Genomic DNA, 14,460 nt, shown 5'->3' on the forward strand with positions numbered 1-14,460 from the left:
GGGGACATCAGCCGATGACCTTAATCGACGAACTTGCGGTACCGGCGGTATCGCCTTAATGTCGGGCAGCATGACCGAGCGCGCTCCGATACACCTGGGTTCCGGCGAGCCGATGTTGTTGCTGCATCCGTTTATGATGTCGCAGAATGTGTGGAAAGACGTCGCGCCGCTGATTGCTGAGACGGGCCGGTACGAGGTCGTCGCCCCGACCATGCCCGGCCACAACGGCGGACGCCGCGGGCCGTTTTTCCTGCATTCCGGCGCACTGGCCGATGATGCAGAACGCCGGATGGACGCGCTGGGCTGGGACACCGCGCACATCGTCGGCAACTCGCTCGGCGGCTGGGTGGCATTCGAACTCGAGCGCCGCGGCCGGGCCCGGACGTTGACCGGTATCGCCCCGGCGGGCGGCTGGCGCCATTTCACCCCGGTGAAGTTCGAGATCGTCGGGAAGTTCCTTGCCGGTTTGCCGCTGTGGGTGTCCACCCTGGTGCTCGGCCGGCACCTGCTGAAACTGCCGATCACCCGGCGGCTCGCGTACCTCCCGGTGAGCGCGACGCCGAACGCGCTGTCCGACCAGGATCTCGCCGACATCATCGACGACGTCTCGCACTGCCCGGCGTACTACCAGTTGCTGGTCAAGTCGCTCACGTTGCCGGGACTGCTGGAGATGGCCGACGGCAGCGCGCCCACCCACCTGGTGATCTGCGAGAAGGATCGGGTGCTGCCCCACCCGCGGTTCACCCGACACTTCACCACGCAGCTGCCCAAAGACACCCAGATCACGCACCTCGACGGCGTCGGGCACATCCCCATGTTCGAGGCGCCGGCCCGGGTCGCCGAGGTGGTCGTCGACTTCGTCGACCGGTACGCGGTGCAGACACCGCCCAACGAGGCGATCGGCTAGGTGTCGAGGGACTTCTTGAAGTTGACCGCGATGGTGTCGAGGAACTCCTCGCTGGTCTGGTAGGGCTGCTCGTCGCCGATCAGCTGGGCGAGGTCCTTGGTCATCTGCCCGCCCTCGACCGTGCCGACGACGCTTTCCTCCAACGTGTTGGCGAAGTTGATCACCTCGGGGGTGCTGTCCAGCTTCCCGCGATGCGCCAGCCCCCGCGTCCACGCGAAGATCGACGCGATCGGGTTGGTCGAGGTGGGCCTGCCCTGCTGGTGCTGGCGGAAGTGCCGGGTCACGGTGCCGTGCGCGGCCTCGGCCTCGACGGTCTTGCCGTCCGGGGTCATCAGCACCGACGTCATCAGACCGAGCGAGCCGTACCCCTGCGCGACGATGTCGGACTGGACGTCACCGTCGTAGTTCTTGCAGGCCCACACATAACCGCCCTCCCACTTGAGGCAGGACGCCACCATGTCATCGATCAGCCGGTGCTCGTAAGTCAGCCCCTTGGCGTCGAACTCGTCCTTGTAGTCCTCGTCGAAGATCCGCTGGAACTCGTCCTTGAACAAGCCGTCGTAACCCTTGAGGATCGTGTTCTTCGTCGACAGGTACACCGGATAATTCTGCTGCAGAGCGTAATTGAACGACGCGCGGGCGAAGTCCTGAATGGATTTCTTGAAGTTGTACATGCCCATGATCACGCCGCCGCCCTCGGGGATCTGGACGACGTCGTGCACCATCGGCTCGCCGCCGTCGTCCGGCGTGAATGTCACCGTGAAGGTGCCCGGCTGGTCCACCTTTGTGTTGAAGGCCCGGTACTGGTCACCGAACGCGTGCCGGCCGATGATGATCGGCTTGGTCCAGCCCGGCACCAGACGCGGCACGTTCTTGATGATGATCGGCGCGCGGAAGATGGTGCCGCCCAGAATGTTTCGGATCGTACCGTTGGGCGACAGCCACATCTGCTTGAGATTGAACTCCTTGACCCTGGCCTCGTCGGGCGTGATGGTGGCACACTTGACGCCGACGCCGTGGCGCTTGATCGCCTCGGCGGCGTCGACGGTGACCTGATCGTCGGTCTCGTCGCGGTGCTCGATGCCGAGGTCGTAGTAGTCCAGGTCGATGTCGAGGTACGGGTTGATGAGAGTGTCCTTGATCAGCTTCCAGATGATGCGGGTCATCTCGTCGCCGTCGAGCTCTACTACCGTGCCTTCGACCTTGATCTTCGACATAGGCGCCACCCTACAAGGGCTGACCAGCCCGTTACGTTTCGCTTTCGCAACCGGCGGGTGCCCCGGCCGGTGTGTCAGACCTTCGCGGCCTCCAGCGTGGAGTTCAGCGTCTTGCTCGGCCGCATGACCGCCATGGTCTTCTCGCGGTCCGGGTAGTAGTAACCGCCGATATCGACCGTATCGCCTTGTACCTCAGCCAGTTCGGACACGATGGCGTCTTCGTTCTCGGCCAACGACTTGGCCAGTGAGGCAAAGTGGTCAGCCAACTCCTTATCGTCGGTCTGCTCGGCGAGTTCCTGTGCCCAGTACATGGCGAGATAGAACTGGCTGCCCCGGTTGTCGAGTTCACCGGTCTTGCGCGACGGGTTCTTGTTGGCTTCCAACAGCTTTCCGATGGCCCCGTCGAGGGTCGTGCCCAGGAGCGTGGCGCGCTTGTTGTCGGTCTTGCGGCCGAGGTCCTCAAAACAGGCGCCGAGGGCCAAGAACTCGCCCAGCGAATCCCAGCGGAGGTGATTCTCCTCGACCAGCTGGTGGACGTGCTTGGGCGCCGACCCGCCTGCGCCCGTCTCGTACATGCCACCGCCGGCCATCAGCGGCACGATCGACAGCATCTTCGCGCTGGTGCCCAGCTCCAGAATGGGGAACAGATCGGTCAGGTAGTCGCGCAGGATGTTTCCCGTCGCGGCGATGGTGTCCTCGCCGCGGATGACACGCTCCAGCGTGTACCGCATCGCCCACACCTGCGGCATGATCTGAATCTGCAGGCCCTCGGTGTCGTGGTCCTTCAAGTACTCCTTGACCTTCTTGCGCAGCTCGGCTTCGTGCGGACGCTCGGTATCCAGCCAGAACACCACGGTCATGCCCGAGGCACGCGCCCGGGTGACGGCCAGCTTCACCCAGTCCCGGATCGCTGCGTCCGTGACGATGGGCATGCGCCAGATATCGCCGGCTTCCACGTTCTGTGTGAGCAAGACCTCGCCGGTGTCGAGGTCGACGATGTCGGCCACCCCGTCCTCGGGGATCTCGAAGGTCTTGTCGTGACTGCCGTACTCCTCGGCCTGCTGAGCCATCAGGCCGACGTTGGGCACGGTGCCCATCGTGGTCGGGTCGAACTGGCCGTGGGTCTTACAGAAGTTGACGATCTCCTGGTAAATGCGGGAGAAGGTGGACTCCGGGTTGACCGCCTTGGTGTCCTTGGTCCGCCCGTCGGCGCCATACATCTTGCCGCCGAGCCGGATCATCGCCGGCATCGACGCGTCGACGATGACATCACTGGGAGAGTGGAAGTTCGTGATACCACGCGCCGAATCGACCATGGCCAGCTCCGGGCGGTGTTCGTGGACAGCATGGATGTCCTGGATGATCTCTTCGCGTTGCGACGCCGGCAGCGCCTCGATCTTGTCGTAGAGATCGGACATGCCGTTGTTGACGTTAACCCCCAGTTCGTCGAGCACCTTCTGATGCTTGGCGAAAGCGTCCTTGTAGAAGACCTTGACAGCGTGGCCGAAGACGATGGGGTGCGACACCTTCATCATCGTGGCCTTGACGTGGAGCGAGAACATCACGCCGGTCTTGTAAGCGTCCTCGATCTGCTCCTCGAAGAAGTCGCAGAGCGCCTTGCGGCTCATGAACATGCTGTCGATGACATCACCCTCGTTGAGCTCGACCTCCGGCTTGAGGACAACGGTCTTTCCGGGCTCCCCGCCCCGTTTGGTCTTCAGCACCATCTTGACCTTGCGCGCCTTGTCGAGCGTCATGGACTTCTCGCCGTGGTAGAAGTCGCCACCCTTCATGGTCGCGACGTGTGTGCGCGATGCCTGTGACCACTCGCCCATGCTGTGCGGATGCTTGCGTGCGTACTCCTTGACCGCCTTGGGCGCGCGACGGTCCGAATTCCCCTCGCGCAGTACCGGGTTCACCGCGCTGCCCAGGATCTTCGCGTAGCGCTCCTTGATGGCCTTATCCTCGTCGGTCTTCGGTTCCCCGGGGTAGTCCGGCAGGTCGTAGCCCTTGGCCTTGAGTTCCTTGATGGCCGCCAGCAACTGAGGTACCGAGGCGCTGATGTTCGGCAGCTTGATGATGTTGGTGTCCGGCAGATGCGTGAGGCCACCCAGTTCAGCCAGGTTGTCCGGGACGCGCTGCTCCTCGGTCAAGCGGTCGGAGAACTCCGCCAGGATGCGTGCCGCCACCGAAATGTCGCTGGTTTCGACGTTGATCCCCGCCGGTTCGGTGAACGTCCGAATGATCGGCAGAAAGGCATAGGTCGCAAGCAGCGGCGCTTCGTCGGTCAGCGTGTAGATGATGGTCGGCTGCTCGGCGCTCATGTTGTCTCCCGCGTCGGTGTCGGTCAGGTTGAAAGTAGCTCCGCGTTGTCACGCGGCTATCAGTATCGCGTTGGGTATGACGCTACGCGCGAGCGAGGGGTCCGGGTACTGCTCCCGATCGAGGTCGGGTACACGGCGAGCGGTCCGCAAGATAGGGGCATTTTCCCCATGCGGGGCACGTCGCGCCGGCGGGAGGATCACATGGTGTCCTCGCCCCCGCAGAACCCGCTGGCAACCGATCAGTCTGGTGCGATACGCTTCGGGTCGGTCATGAGCGCCAGCGTCAAGCCCCGGCTCGCTGGCCGGCAACCCTCCAACCGCGGTGGGGTGCCCCGGGTGATGACCAGGTTGAGTAGCCCCAGCCGGCTACGCGGCAAGCGCGGGTCCGTCAGAACGGGCCCCCCGAGAGACAGGGAAACCTGATGCGGAGGCCCACTGTGTGCCGTTGCTGTTGAACCCCCCCGCCGTGCGCCGTCGTTACTTGACGTACCCGGCCGCCGGCGCCTTCCCCTGGATTTCCGAACCTCCTAGGAGCGACCCCGAACATGAGCAGCAACGAACTCGACGACCCCACCGCGCGCTGGTCTTTCGAGACCAAACAGGTCCACGCCGGTCAGACGCCCGACGGCACCACGAACGCGCGGGCCCTGCCGATTTACCAGACCACCAGCTACACCTTCAACAGCACCGACCACGCGGCCGCCCTGTTCGGGCTGGCTGAACCCGGCAACATCTACACCCGCATCATGAACCCGACGCAGGACGTGGTCGAGCAACGCATCGCCGCGCTCGAGGGCGGTGTGGCCGCACTGTTCCTCTCGTCGGGTCAGGCCGCGGAGACACTGTCGATACTCAACATCGCCAATGCGGGTGACCACATCGTGTCGAGCCCGCGACTGTACGGCGGCACTTACAACCTTTTCCACTATTCGCTGCCCAAGATGGGCATCGAGGTCAGCTTCGTGGAGGACGCCGATGACCTCGACGCCTGGCGCGCCGCCGTCCGGCCCAACACCAAGGCGTTCTTCGCCGAGACGATCTCCAACCCGCAGATCGACGTGCTCGACATCCCGAGCGTCGCGGCCGCCGCCCACGACGCGGGCGTCCCGCTGATCGTCGACAACACCATCGCCACGCCCTTTCTGATCCAGCCGATCAGCCACGGCGCCGACATCGTCGTGCACTCGGCCACCAAATATCTTGGCGGGCACGGTACCGCGATCGCGGGCGTGATCGTCGACGGCGGCACCTTCGACTGGACGAACGGCAAGTTCCCCGGGTTCACGACGCCCGATCCGAGCTACCACGGTGTGGTGTTCGCCGAACTCGGACCGCCGGCGTTCGCCCTCAAGGCCCGCGTCCAGTTGCTGCGTGACCTCGGCTCGGCCGCGTCGCCGTTCAACGCCTTCCTGATCGCGCAGGGACTGGAAACGCTCAGCCTGCGTATCGAGCGACATGTGGCCAACGCGCAGAAGGTCGCCGGGTACCTGGTCGACCACCCCGACGTCACGTCGGTGAACTACGCCGGCCTGCCCACGTCCCCGTGGCACGAACTCGGAAAGAAGCTGGCGCCCAAGGGAACCGGCGCCGTGCTGGCCTTCGAGCTCGCTGGCGGCATCGAAGCGGGCAAGGCCTTCGTCAACGCGCTCACGCTGCACAGCCACGTCGCCAACATCGGCGACGTCCGCTCGCTGGTGATCCATCCGGCGTCGACCACTCACGCCCAGCTCAGCCCCGAGGAGCAGTTGGCCACCGGCGTGACACCGGGTCTGGTGCGGCTCGCGGTCGGTATCGAGGGCATCGACGACATCCTGGCCGACCTGGAGCAGGGTTTCGCCGCCGCCAAGCCGTTCAACAGGGCCGGAAAGGCCGATCCGCAAACGGTGGCGTCGTTCTAGGGAGATGACGTGACAATCTTTGATACGACGCCGGTCGATATGGCTTCGATAGCTATGACAACGGTCGGTCTCCCCGCCGAGGGTGAAGTCGGCGTGGTGAAGATCGGCGCCCTGACGCTGGAGAACGGGGCGGTGATCGAGGACGTGTCGATCGCCGTGCAGCGGTGGGGTGAGCTCTCCCCCGGCCGCGACAACGTGGTGGTGGTGCTGCATGCGCTGACCGGCGATTCGCACGTGACGGGTCCGGATGGACCGGGTGACGAGACCGAGGGCTGGTGGGAGGGCGTCGCCGGACCAGGCGCCCCGATCGACACCGACCGCTGGTGTGCGGTCGCCACCAACGTCCTGGGTGGCTTTCGGGGCTCGACCGGCCCGAGTTCGATCGCGCCGGACGGCAGGCCATGGGGGTCACGGTTTCCCCAGGTTTCCGTGCGCGACCAGGTCGAGGCGGACATCGCCGCGCTGGCGGCGCTGGGCATCACCGAGGTCGCCGCGGTCGTCGGCGGCTCGATGGGCGGCGCCCGTGCGCTGGAGTGGGTGGTCAGCCATCCCGACGACGTGCGCGCGGCCCTCGTCCTGGCCGTGGGCGCGCGCGCCACCGCCGATCAAATCGGCACCCAGAGCTCTCAGGTCGCCGCGATCAAATCCGACCCTGCCTGGCAGAACGGCGACTACTACGGCAGCGGGCGCTCACCTGACGTCGGCGTGGAGATCGCGCGTCGCTTCGCCCACCTGACGTATCGCGGCGAGGCGGAGATGGACGCCCGGTTCGCCAATGACCCGCAGGGTGACGAGGACCCGTTGAACGGCGGTCGGTATTCGGTGCAGAGCTATCTCGAGTACCAGGGCAGGAAGCTCTTGGCGCGCTTCGACGCGGGCACCTACGTCGCCCTCACCGATGCCCTTTCCAGCCATGACGTCGGCCGCGGCCGTGGCGGTGTCGAGGCCGCGCTGCGCGGTTGCCCGGTACCGGTGGTTGTCGGCGGTATCACCTCGGACCGGCTTTACCCGCTGCGGTTGCAAGAGGAATTGGCCGAGCTGTTGCCTGGTTGTACCGAGTTGAACGTGGTCGATTCGAAATACGGTCATGACGGCTTCTTGTTGGAAACCGAGGTGGTGGGCAAATTGATTCGTCAGACGCTGGAGTTGGCCTCGCGGTGACGGAGGACACGCGGCAGCGGCAGCGGTCACTGTCGTTCGGCCAGGAGGCGGCGGCCTACGAGCGAGGCAGGCCGTCGTATCCGCCGGAGGCGATCGACTGGCTGCTGCCGCCGGGCGCCAAGGATGTGCTCGACCTCGGCGCAGGCACGGGAAAGCTGACGACGCGGTTGGTAGAGCGCGGGCTTGCGGTCTTCGCGGTTGATCCGATCCCGGAAATGCTTGAGATGCTGAGCAGTTCGCTGCCGGACACCCCGGCGCTCCTCGGCACTGCCGAGGAGATTCCGCTCCCCGACGACAGCGTCGACTCGGTCCTCGTGGCGCAGGCGTGGCACTGGTTCGATCTCGAGCGGGCCATCAAGGAAGTGGCTCGGGTGCTGCGGCCGGGCGGCAGGCTCGGACTGCTGTGGAACGCCCGTGACGAACGGTTGGGCTGGGTCAAGGATCTGGGCCAGATCATCGGCCACGAGGATGACCCCTTCAGCAGCACGGTCACGCTGCCGAAGCCCTTCACGGGCCAGGAGCGACATCAGGTCGAGTGGACCAGTTATCTGACCCCCCAGGCGCTGATCGATCTGGTCGCGTCGCGTAGCTACTGCATCACCTCGCCCGAGCAGGTGCGCACCAAGACTCTGGACCGGGTCCGCAACCTGCTGGCCACTCATCCGGCCCTGGCCAACTCCAGTGGCCTGGCGTTGCCCTACGTCACCGTGTGCATCAGGGCGACACTGTCCTGAGATCACCGCTTTCATCGCCGAACCAGCGGCGCAGTGCCGTGCGCAGGCGTTTCGCGTCATCAGGCTCGAATCTGTCTGCCGCCCAGGCAACATAGCCGTCTGGCCGAATGAGTAGTGCGGCCGCCGGCGTTTCCGCAATCCGGGCCGAAAGCACGTCCACGCGGTCCGACCATGGCGCTGCGGCCACCGTCACCTCCCCGTCCGACAGGTCGAGCAGAAGCGGGCGCGCCTCGTGGAAGAGGTCGGCGAGGCGGCTGCCGTCGTCGAAGACAAGGTCGGGTACGAGCAGCCCGGACATCCGGTGCTCGTCGCCGACGTCGTAGCGGACGTCGGAGCCGGCCAACAGACCGGCGAGATGCGCCGCCACCTCCGGTTTGCTCGCCAGTTCGCCGAAAAGCTGGCGCAGGGCTGAGACTTCGGGTCCTGGCGCCGCCAGCGCGAGCTGAGCCTGTGAATGCATCATCACGCGCTCCCCCACTGGAAAGCGCTCGGACTCGTACGTGTCGAGCAGCCCCGCCGGCGCCCATCCGTTCACCACGGCCGCCAGTTTCCAGCCGACGTTGACCGCGTCCTGCATGCCCAGGTTCAATCCGGGCCCGCCCATCGGTGAGTGCACGTGCGCGGCGTCGCCGACGAGCAGCACCCGCCCGCTTCGATAGCGTTCGGCCTGCCTGGAGTTCATCCCATCGAGCCGGCGCAGCGCATGTGCCCCTGGCTTTTTCGGCGCCGCCAGGGGGACATCGACGCCCAGCATGCGGCGGAGACTGTCCCGCAGCTCGTCAAGGGTCACCGGCCCGTCGGCACTGCCGGGCGTCCACCCGTACTCGATCGTGCCGAGCATCGGCCGGTCCTGCTCAAGCGGAAAGAAAATGACGCTGCCGTTGTCGAACCGGCTGGTACCGAAGGCCAACAGGCCGAACCCTGGAATCTGGTAGCCGCGACCGGGCACCAAGTGTTCTTCGGGAAGGTGGACGTGGGCGATCCGGCTCACGATCGGCGAGGTGTGACCGGGGAAGCCAATTCCCATGCTCTTGCGCACGGTGCTGCGCCCGCCGTCAGCGCCCACCAGATAGTCGGCGTCCAGACGGTAGATCCGCTCGGCCGATCTCACCGTCACCGTCACCTCGTCGTCGGATGCGTTGAGCCCTTTAAGTTCATGGCCCCACCGGATGTCCACGCCCAGATCGCGGGCACGCTTTTCCAGGAGGCGCACCAGTCGAGGCTGCTGCAGCAACAGCGAATACATCGGGTTGTCCTCGATGCCCAGGAAGCTCAGCGACATTCCGGCGAACATCCATCCGAAGCTCGGGCGCGGCGGGCCGTCATCCCCGCCGAACAAATGGTAGAGGCCACGGAGGTCGAGCTGCCGAATCACCTGTCCGACAAGGCCGTTGGCCTTGGGCTCGTCGCTGGGGGCGGCCAGTCTGTCGATAACCACTGATGCGACGCCGGCAAGCGCAAGCTCACATGCCAGCATCAAGCCGTTCGGCCCGGCGCCTGAGATGACGACGTCCGCGCGCTCAGTGTGTTCTGGGGCCACGAGCCCTCCCCTCGGATTCGGTGGGTTCGGGCAAACCGGCCGCCACGTCGGCGAAGGCCGAGCGCAGCAGCGTGGTGATCGGCACCGGCGGATCTGCTCTCACGTATGCGTCGGTGGCGGCGTCGCCGACGGCGCGCACAACCGCGGCGACGAGACGGGGATACATGTCGCGGTCCGGATCGGTGCCTGTCCGCTCGGCGATGGCGGCGATCCAGTCGTCGAACAGCTTCTTGGACACCGCGTCACGGATCTCGGGACTCAACAACAGCTTCCGTATCTCGGCGAATTCCTCGCGGCTCGGTATCCGGTTCTCGTCGCCGTCCGCGTCACGAAAGTCATCTGTCAGAGGCGCCAGCACAGCCTCGGTGATCGAGGTCCACAGCGGCTCGTCCTTGGGGCGTTGGCGCAGCACGCCGATGCTGCGCCGCACGCGTTCGGACTGGCGATAGGCCAATGCCTCGTACTTGCCGGTGAAGTAGTTGTTGAACGTGCGCAATGACACGCCGGCCAGTTCGGCGATCGCTTCGCGAGTCACGGTGTCGAACCCGCGCTCGAAAGCCAGCTGCAGGGCCGCGTCGCTCAGCGCACGGCGGGTATCGAGTTTCTTGCGCTCCCTCAAACCGAGGTGGGCTTCGGCCATGGCGTCACCATACGCGTAACTTGCACGCCGTGCAAAGTTGCTCGGTAGGCACATTTGGATCGGCGACGCTTACGCTCCTTGCCGCGGTACTCGTGCCCACCACCTCCCATCCTCGAGCCTGCAGTTCGAGTTCGATGTCACCGCGGTCGCCGGGGTAGTAGAGATTGCTTGCTGAAGTCGACGGCCAGGCCGAGGGCGCGCCAATCATCGCCGATAGTTTGCATCATCTTGCCGAGCGCCTCGGCCAGCCCGGGTAGGTGATCTGCCGCCAAAAGGCTCCAGATCAATCATTTCGGTGATGTCTCGGATCAATTGCGCCTGTGCCTCACCAGGCAGAACCCCGGTGAACAACCCTTCCGCTGCCCACGCCGTCGGTTGGTCAGGATCAAAACCGCTCCGACGCAGAGCCGTTCGCCAATCGTCTCGCAAATCGATTCCAATCGTCTGAATATCTGCCATCGGAGTCGCACCCAAGCCGGAGAGCGTGGCCCACTTGAACTCGATCACCTCGGTCCGGTCGATTCCGTAGACGGTGGGGTGCCTGCCGGCCACGTCAGGCGGTAGGCGCGGGAATGCAGCCCCGACGCCAGGATCACCATCTGCTGGATGCACTGTTCGGACGCGGCGGCGTGAAAGAAGTCGTCGAAGTACTTCGTTCGCACGCCCCAGGTGACCGGCATCCAGCCGGCCCGAGTGTGACCCCCGATGTCGGCGAAGTCCATTTCGCCGCTGGCCAACTGGGTGAAGACGCGATGCCCACCGCACGCACCAGTGGCTCGGCGTACTGGCCACGATCAACGGATTCGGCCGCCTGCTTGCCGCGGGGCTCTTGCCGCAGCCACCATCGTCGCGGTCGTTCCCGCCGTGGTCGAAAGGTTCCAGGCATCCCTATCTTGCCTGCTCTGCCTATTCATCGTGGATCACCGTCAATCGCCCTCATTCGCGCTGTATCAACAGCTTTACGCGCTGAGATTGGGATCGGCTCCCGATCCGCTGCGAGTGAGGGTCGATTGGTGTGGACCACCGGTTCTTCCGCTAACTGGTGCCCAGCGGGTCGATGGTCCAGGCGACGTACAGCATGGCCGCACTGACGGTGGCGGTCGTGACGAAGTCGACGGCCCTGCTGCGCACCGCCAGAAGGCCGACGCGATCGTCGGGCAGTGCGAGCCGCAGCGCAGCTGCGACGCCGACGCCGATCGCCACGACCAGCGCACCGCGGCGCCAGTAACCCGCGATCACCAGGCCGAAGGCGGCGATGAATGTCAGCCCGACCAGCAAGATCGGCCATTGTCCCCCGAACACCTTGCGGGCGAACTCATGCACCGTCATGGCTGTTGCTCGGCCCGCTCGACGACATTGGTGAGCAGGAACGCCCGCGTCAGCGGGCCGACGCCGCCGGGATTGGGCGATACATGCCCGGCGATCTCCCACACGTCGGGATGCACATCGCCGACCAGCTTTCCCGCGTCGTCTCGGCTCACGCCCACGTCCACGACGGCCGCGCCCTTGCGCACCATCTCGGCGGTGACCATGTGCGGCACACCCACCGCGGCGATGATGATGTCGGCCTCCCGCGTCAACTGAGGCAGATGACGAGTGGCGGTGTGGCACAACGTCACAGTGGCGTTCTCCGAACGCCTGGTGAGCAACAGGCCGAGCGGCCGGCCGACGGTGACCCCGCGACCGATCACCACCACCTGGGCACCGGCGATCTCGACCTCGTAGCGACGCAGCAAGTGCACGATGCCGCGCGGTGTGCACGGCAGCGGCGCAGGCTCGTTGAGCACCAGGCGGCCGAGATTGGTCGGGTGCAGCCCGTCTGCGTCCTTGCCCGGGTCGACGCGTTCGAGCGCGGCGTTCTCGTTGAGGTGCTTGGGCAGCGGGAGCTGCACGATGTAGCCGGTGCAGTCGGGGTTGGCGTTCAGCTCGTCGATGGTCTCGTCGAGCTTGGCCTGGCTGATGTCGGCAGGCAGATCGCGGCGGATCGAGTTGATGCCGACCTTCGCGCAGTCGGCGTGCTTGCCACGCACATACGCGTGGGAACCGGGGTCGTCGCCCACCAGCACGGTGCCGAGCCCCGGTGTGCGGCCCGCGGCGGTCAGCGCCGCGACCCGCTGCTTGAGGTCGACGAAGATTTCATCCCGCGTGGCCTTACCGTCCAAAGTGATCGCACCCACGGTGGCCATTGTGGCAGGCTCGGCGCGTATGAACATTCCTGCCGATGTGTTCACTCCGGCCAAACTCGGGCCGGTGACGCTTCGCAACCGGATCATCAAGTCCGCGACCTTCGAGGCGTCGACCCCGAATGCGCTCGTCACCGACGACCTCATCACGTATCACCGGCTCCCCGCCGCGGGTGGCGTCGGCATGACGACCGTCGCTTACCTCGCAGTGTCCCCGGGCGGACGAACCGAAGGAAAGCAGATCTGGTGGCGCCCGGAGGTGCTGCCCGGTCTGCGCAGACTGACCGCCACCGTTCATGCCGAAGGAGCGGCGATCAGCGCTCAGATCGGCCACGCCGGTCCGGTGGCCAATGCGCGCTCCAACAAGGCGAAGGCGCATGCGCCGGTGCGGTTCTTCAACCCGATGTCGATGCGCTTCGCGAAGAAGGCCACTCGCGAAGACATCGACGACATCATCACCGCACACGCCGACGCGGCCCGATACGCGATCGAATCGTGGTTCGATGCGGTCGAAATCCATCTCGGCCACAATTACTTCGCCAGTTCGTTTTTGAGTCCGCTGATCAACCGGCGCGACGACGAGTTCGGCGGATCGCTGGAGAATCGCGCCAAGGTGGCACGCGGCATGGTGCTGGCGGTGCGCCGCGCGGTCGAGAAAGAGGGCACCCCGATCGCGGTGACCGCCAAACTCAACATGGCCGACGGTGTGCGCGGCGGCATATCGACCGAGGAGTCGTTGAGAACCGCGAAATGGCTTGAGGCGGACGGTGGACTCGACGCCATCGAGCTCACGGCGGGCAGTTCCCTGATCAATCCGATGTATCTGTTCCGCGGCAACGCCCCGATCAAACAGTTCGCCGGGGCGTTCAAGCCGCCGCTGCGGTGGGGCATCCGGATGACCGGTAAGAAATTTCTGCGCGAGTACCCCTACCGCGAGGCGTATCTGCTGCGCGACGCGAGGCTGTTTCGCGCCGAGTTGAAGATGCCGCTGATCCTGCTCGGCGGAATCACCAACCGCGCGACGATGGATCTCGCGATGGCCGAGGGGTTCGACTTCGTCTCGATGGGCCGGGCACTGCTGGCCGAACCGGACCTGATCAACCGGATTCAGGCCGACGGCGACGCCCACTCGGTTTTCTCGGCCTGTACCCACTGCAACGAGTGCATGGCCACGATCTATAGCCATACCCACTGTGTGGTGACCGGATCGCCGGGCTGAGGCGCTAGCTTTCCGCGAACTCGTCTGGCACGCGCGGCTCGACATAGGCCGCCATCGGCTCTGTCCGGACCACCCGAGCGCCCTGGGCGATGACGAGTTCCTTCGGCGAGAAGGTATAGGTGAAACCGGCGTTGTCGACGACGAACCGGCCATCCGCGGTGGCCGTGGCGGACGCGTCGAGCACCGAGTGATCACTCAGCCTGACGCCGCGATAGTCGTAATGGCCGCTGCCGTCGACGCAGATCGCCACCAGCGACTGCGCGGTGCGACCGATGGCCACGGCGAACGTCGGGCTTTCGCAGCGCGCCGGGGTGTCGATGAATCCACTGCTATCGGTGGCAAATGTGCCCGGCTGAGCGGCGGCGACCGGCAGCAACGCTGCCGCGGCCAGCCAGACGGCACTCATGGCATACAGGCGAAGCACCGTTTGCAATTTGCCATGTCGCCCCGCCACGGCTCTGCTCGGCGGCATGTCCTCAGCTGATCACGAAGTTGCCAATGGGTGAAGCCGACGCGCCGTGCTGCCGTCAGAAATGTTAACTGGCGGAGTTCGGCGACCTCGAAAAGCGTTGATGCACGCACCCGCCCGGCGCCCAGACAACCGGGCCGAGCCGATCAGTGGCCGACGGGGGGCATT

14 protein-coding genes and 1 riboswitch are annotated in these 14,460 nt (G+C 65.5%); of the genes, 5 read left to right on the forward strand and 9 right to left on the reverse strand.

The window, feature by feature from the left end:
* The first annotated feature begins 70 nt into the window (after positions 1-70).
* Entirely contained in the window at positions 71-907 is an 837-nt protein-coding gene (locus tag ACVWWN_RS34475) for an alpha/beta fold hydrolase (protein ID WP_457147854.1), read from the forward strand.
* Here ACVWWN_RS34475 and ACVWWN_RS34480 read toward each other — a convergent pair.
* Entirely contained in the window at positions 904-2,124 is a 1,221-nt protein-coding gene (locus ACVWWN_RS34480; RefSeq protein ID WP_457147855.1) for an NADP-dependent isocitrate dehydrogenase, read from the reverse strand. The two genes, ACVWWN_RS34475 and ACVWWN_RS34480, sit on opposite strands and share 4 nt — an antisense overlap.
* 74 nt (positions 2,125-2,198) lie before the next feature.
* The gene (locus tag ACVWWN_RS34485) at positions 2,199-4,448 is read right to left on the reverse strand and encodes an NADP-dependent isocitrate dehydrogenase (protein WP_457147856.1); all 2,250 of its coding nucleotides are present in this window, start codon (positions 4,446-4,448) and stop codon (positions 2,199-2,201) included.
* A 266-nt stretch (positions 4,449-4,714) separates the two neighbouring features.
* Positions 4,715-4,834, forward strand: a riboswitch (SAM riboswitch).
* A 159-nt stretch (positions 4,835-4,993) separates the two neighbouring features.
* On the opposite strand from ACVWWN_RS34485, the gene ACVWWN_RS34490 reads away from it, so the two are divergent.
* The 3 genes from ACVWWN_RS34490 to ACVWWN_RS34500 are packed head-to-tail and all read left to right on the forward strand — an operon-like array spanning position 4,994 to position 8,241.
* Positions 4,994-6,346, forward strand: a complete 1,353-nt coding sequence (locus ACVWWN_RS34490) for a bifunctional o-acetylhomoserine/o-acetylserine sulfhydrylase (RefSeq protein WP_457147857.1) — start codon at positions 4,994-4,996, stop codon at positions 6,344-6,346.
* A 39-nt stretch (positions 6,347-6,385) separates the two neighbouring features.
* A complete protein-coding gene (metX, locus tag ACVWWN_RS34495) occupies positions 6,386-7,507 on the forward strand; it encodes a homoserine O-acetyltransferase MetX (RefSeq protein WP_457149391.1) in 1,122 nt (373 codons plus the stop codon).
* The gene (locus ACVWWN_RS34500) at positions 7,504-8,241 is read left to right on the forward strand and encodes a class I SAM-dependent methyltransferase (RefSeq protein WP_457147858.1); all 738 of its coding nucleotides are present in this window, start codon (positions 7,504-7,506) and stop codon (positions 8,239-8,241) included. The genes metX and ACVWWN_RS34500 overlap by 4 nt, the downstream gene beginning before the upstream one ends.
* On the opposite strand, the gene ACVWWN_RS34505 is transcribed toward ACVWWN_RS34500, so the two are convergent.
* The 6 genes from ACVWWN_RS34505 to ACVWWN_RS34530 form a co-directional block, all read right to left on the reverse strand.
* Positions 8,222-9,781, reverse strand: coding sequence for an FAD-dependent monooxygenase (locus tag ACVWWN_RS34505; protein ID WP_457147859.1), 1,560 nt, complete (start codon positions 9,779-9,781; stop codon positions 8,222-8,224). The two genes, ACVWWN_RS34500 and ACVWWN_RS34505, sit on opposite strands and share 20 nt — an antisense overlap.
* Positions 9,762-10,421, reverse strand: coding sequence for an acyl-CoA-like ligand-binding transcription factor (locus tag ACVWWN_RS34510; protein ID WP_457147860.1), 660 nt, complete (start codon positions 10,419-10,421; stop codon positions 9,762-9,764). Before ACVWWN_RS34510 ends, ACVWWN_RS34505 begins: the two co-directional genes overlap by 20 nt.
* Before the next feature lie 204 nt (positions 10,422-10,625).
* Positions 10,626-11,033, reverse strand: coding sequence for a class I SAM-dependent methyltransferase (locus ACVWWN_RS34515; protein ID WP_457147861.1), 408 nt, complete (start codon positions 11,031-11,033; stop codon positions 10,626-10,628).
* A complete protein-coding gene (locus ACVWWN_RS34520; protein WP_457147862.1) occupies positions 10,925-11,158 on the reverse strand; it encodes a class I SAM-dependent methyltransferase in 234 nt (77 codons plus the stop codon). Before ACVWWN_RS34520 ends, ACVWWN_RS34515 begins: the two co-directional genes overlap by 109 nt.
* A gap of 298 nt (positions 11,159-11,456) precedes the next feature.
* The gene (locus ACVWWN_RS34525) at positions 11,457-11,750 is read right to left on the reverse strand and encodes a DUF3017 domain-containing protein (protein WP_457147863.1); all 294 of its coding nucleotides are present in this window, start codon (positions 11,748-11,750) and stop codon (positions 11,457-11,459) included.
* Positions 11,747-12,598: a bifunctional methylenetetrahydrofolate dehydrogenase/methenyltetrahydrofolate cyclohydrolase gene (locus ACVWWN_RS34530; protein WP_457147864.1), complete on the reverse strand. Its 852-nt coding sequence runs from the start codon at positions 12,596-12,598 to the stop codon at positions 11,747-11,749. The genes ACVWWN_RS34525 and ACVWWN_RS34530 overlap by 4 nt, the downstream gene beginning before the upstream one ends.
* Before the next feature lie 28 nt (positions 12,599-12,626).
* Here ACVWWN_RS34530 and ACVWWN_RS34535 point away from each other — a divergent pair, with 28 nt between their 5' ends.
* Entirely contained in the window at positions 12,627-13,823 is a 1,197-nt protein-coding gene (locus tag ACVWWN_RS34535) for an NADH:flavin oxidoreductase (RefSeq protein ID WP_457147865.1), read from the forward strand.
* A 4-nt stretch (positions 13,824-13,827) separates the two neighbouring features.
* On the opposite strand, the gene ACVWWN_RS34540 is transcribed toward ACVWWN_RS34535, so the two are convergent.
* Complete coding sequence (locus ACVWWN_RS34540; RefSeq protein WP_457147866.1) at positions 13,828-14,229, reverse strand: hypothetical protein; 402 nt, start codon at positions 14,227-14,229, stop codon at positions 13,828-13,830.
* Positions 14,230-14,460 lie beyond the last annotated feature (231 nt).

The sequence above is a fragment of the Mycobacterium sp. URHB0021 genome (assembly GCF_054057895.1).

Bases quoted from the DNA above. Each gene is read 5' to 3' on its own strand.
- ACVWWN_RS34490 (WP_457147857.1), top strand. From the start codon at position 4,994: ATGAGCAGCAACGAACTCGACGACCCCACCGCGCGCTGGTCTTTCGAG.
- ACVWWN_RS34475 (WP_457147854.1), top strand. From the start codon at position 71: ATGACCGAGCGCGCTCCGATACACCTGGGTTCCGGCGAGCCGATGTTG.
- ACVWWN_RS34525 (WP_457147863.1), bottom strand. From the start codon at position 11,750: ATGACGGTGCATGAGTTCGCCCGCAAGGTGTTCGGGGGACAATGGCCG.
- ACVWWN_RS34485 (WP_457147856.1), bottom strand. From the start codon at position 4,448: ATGAGCGCCGAGCAGCCGACCATCATCTACACGCTGACCGACGAAGCG.
- metX (WP_457149391.1), top strand. From the start codon at position 6,386: ATGGCTTCGATAGCTATGACAACGGTCGGTCTCCCCGCCGAGGGTGAA.
- ACVWWN_RS34480 (WP_457147855.1), bottom strand. From the start codon at position 2,124: ATGTCGAAGATCAAGGTCGAAGGCACGGTAGTAGAGCTCGACGGCGAC.
- ACVWWN_RS34535 (WP_457147865.1), top strand. From the start codon at position 12,627: ATGAACATTCCTGCCGATGTGTTCACTCCGGCCAAACTCGGGCCGGTG.
- ACVWWN_RS34510 (WP_457147860.1), bottom strand. From the start codon at position 10,421: ATGGCCGAAGCCCACCTCGGTTTGAGGGAGCGCAAGAAACTCGATACC.
- ACVWWN_RS34540 (WP_457147866.1), bottom strand. From the start codon at position 14,229: ATGAGTGCCGTCTGGCTGGCCGCGGCAGCGTTGCTGCCGGTCGCCGCC.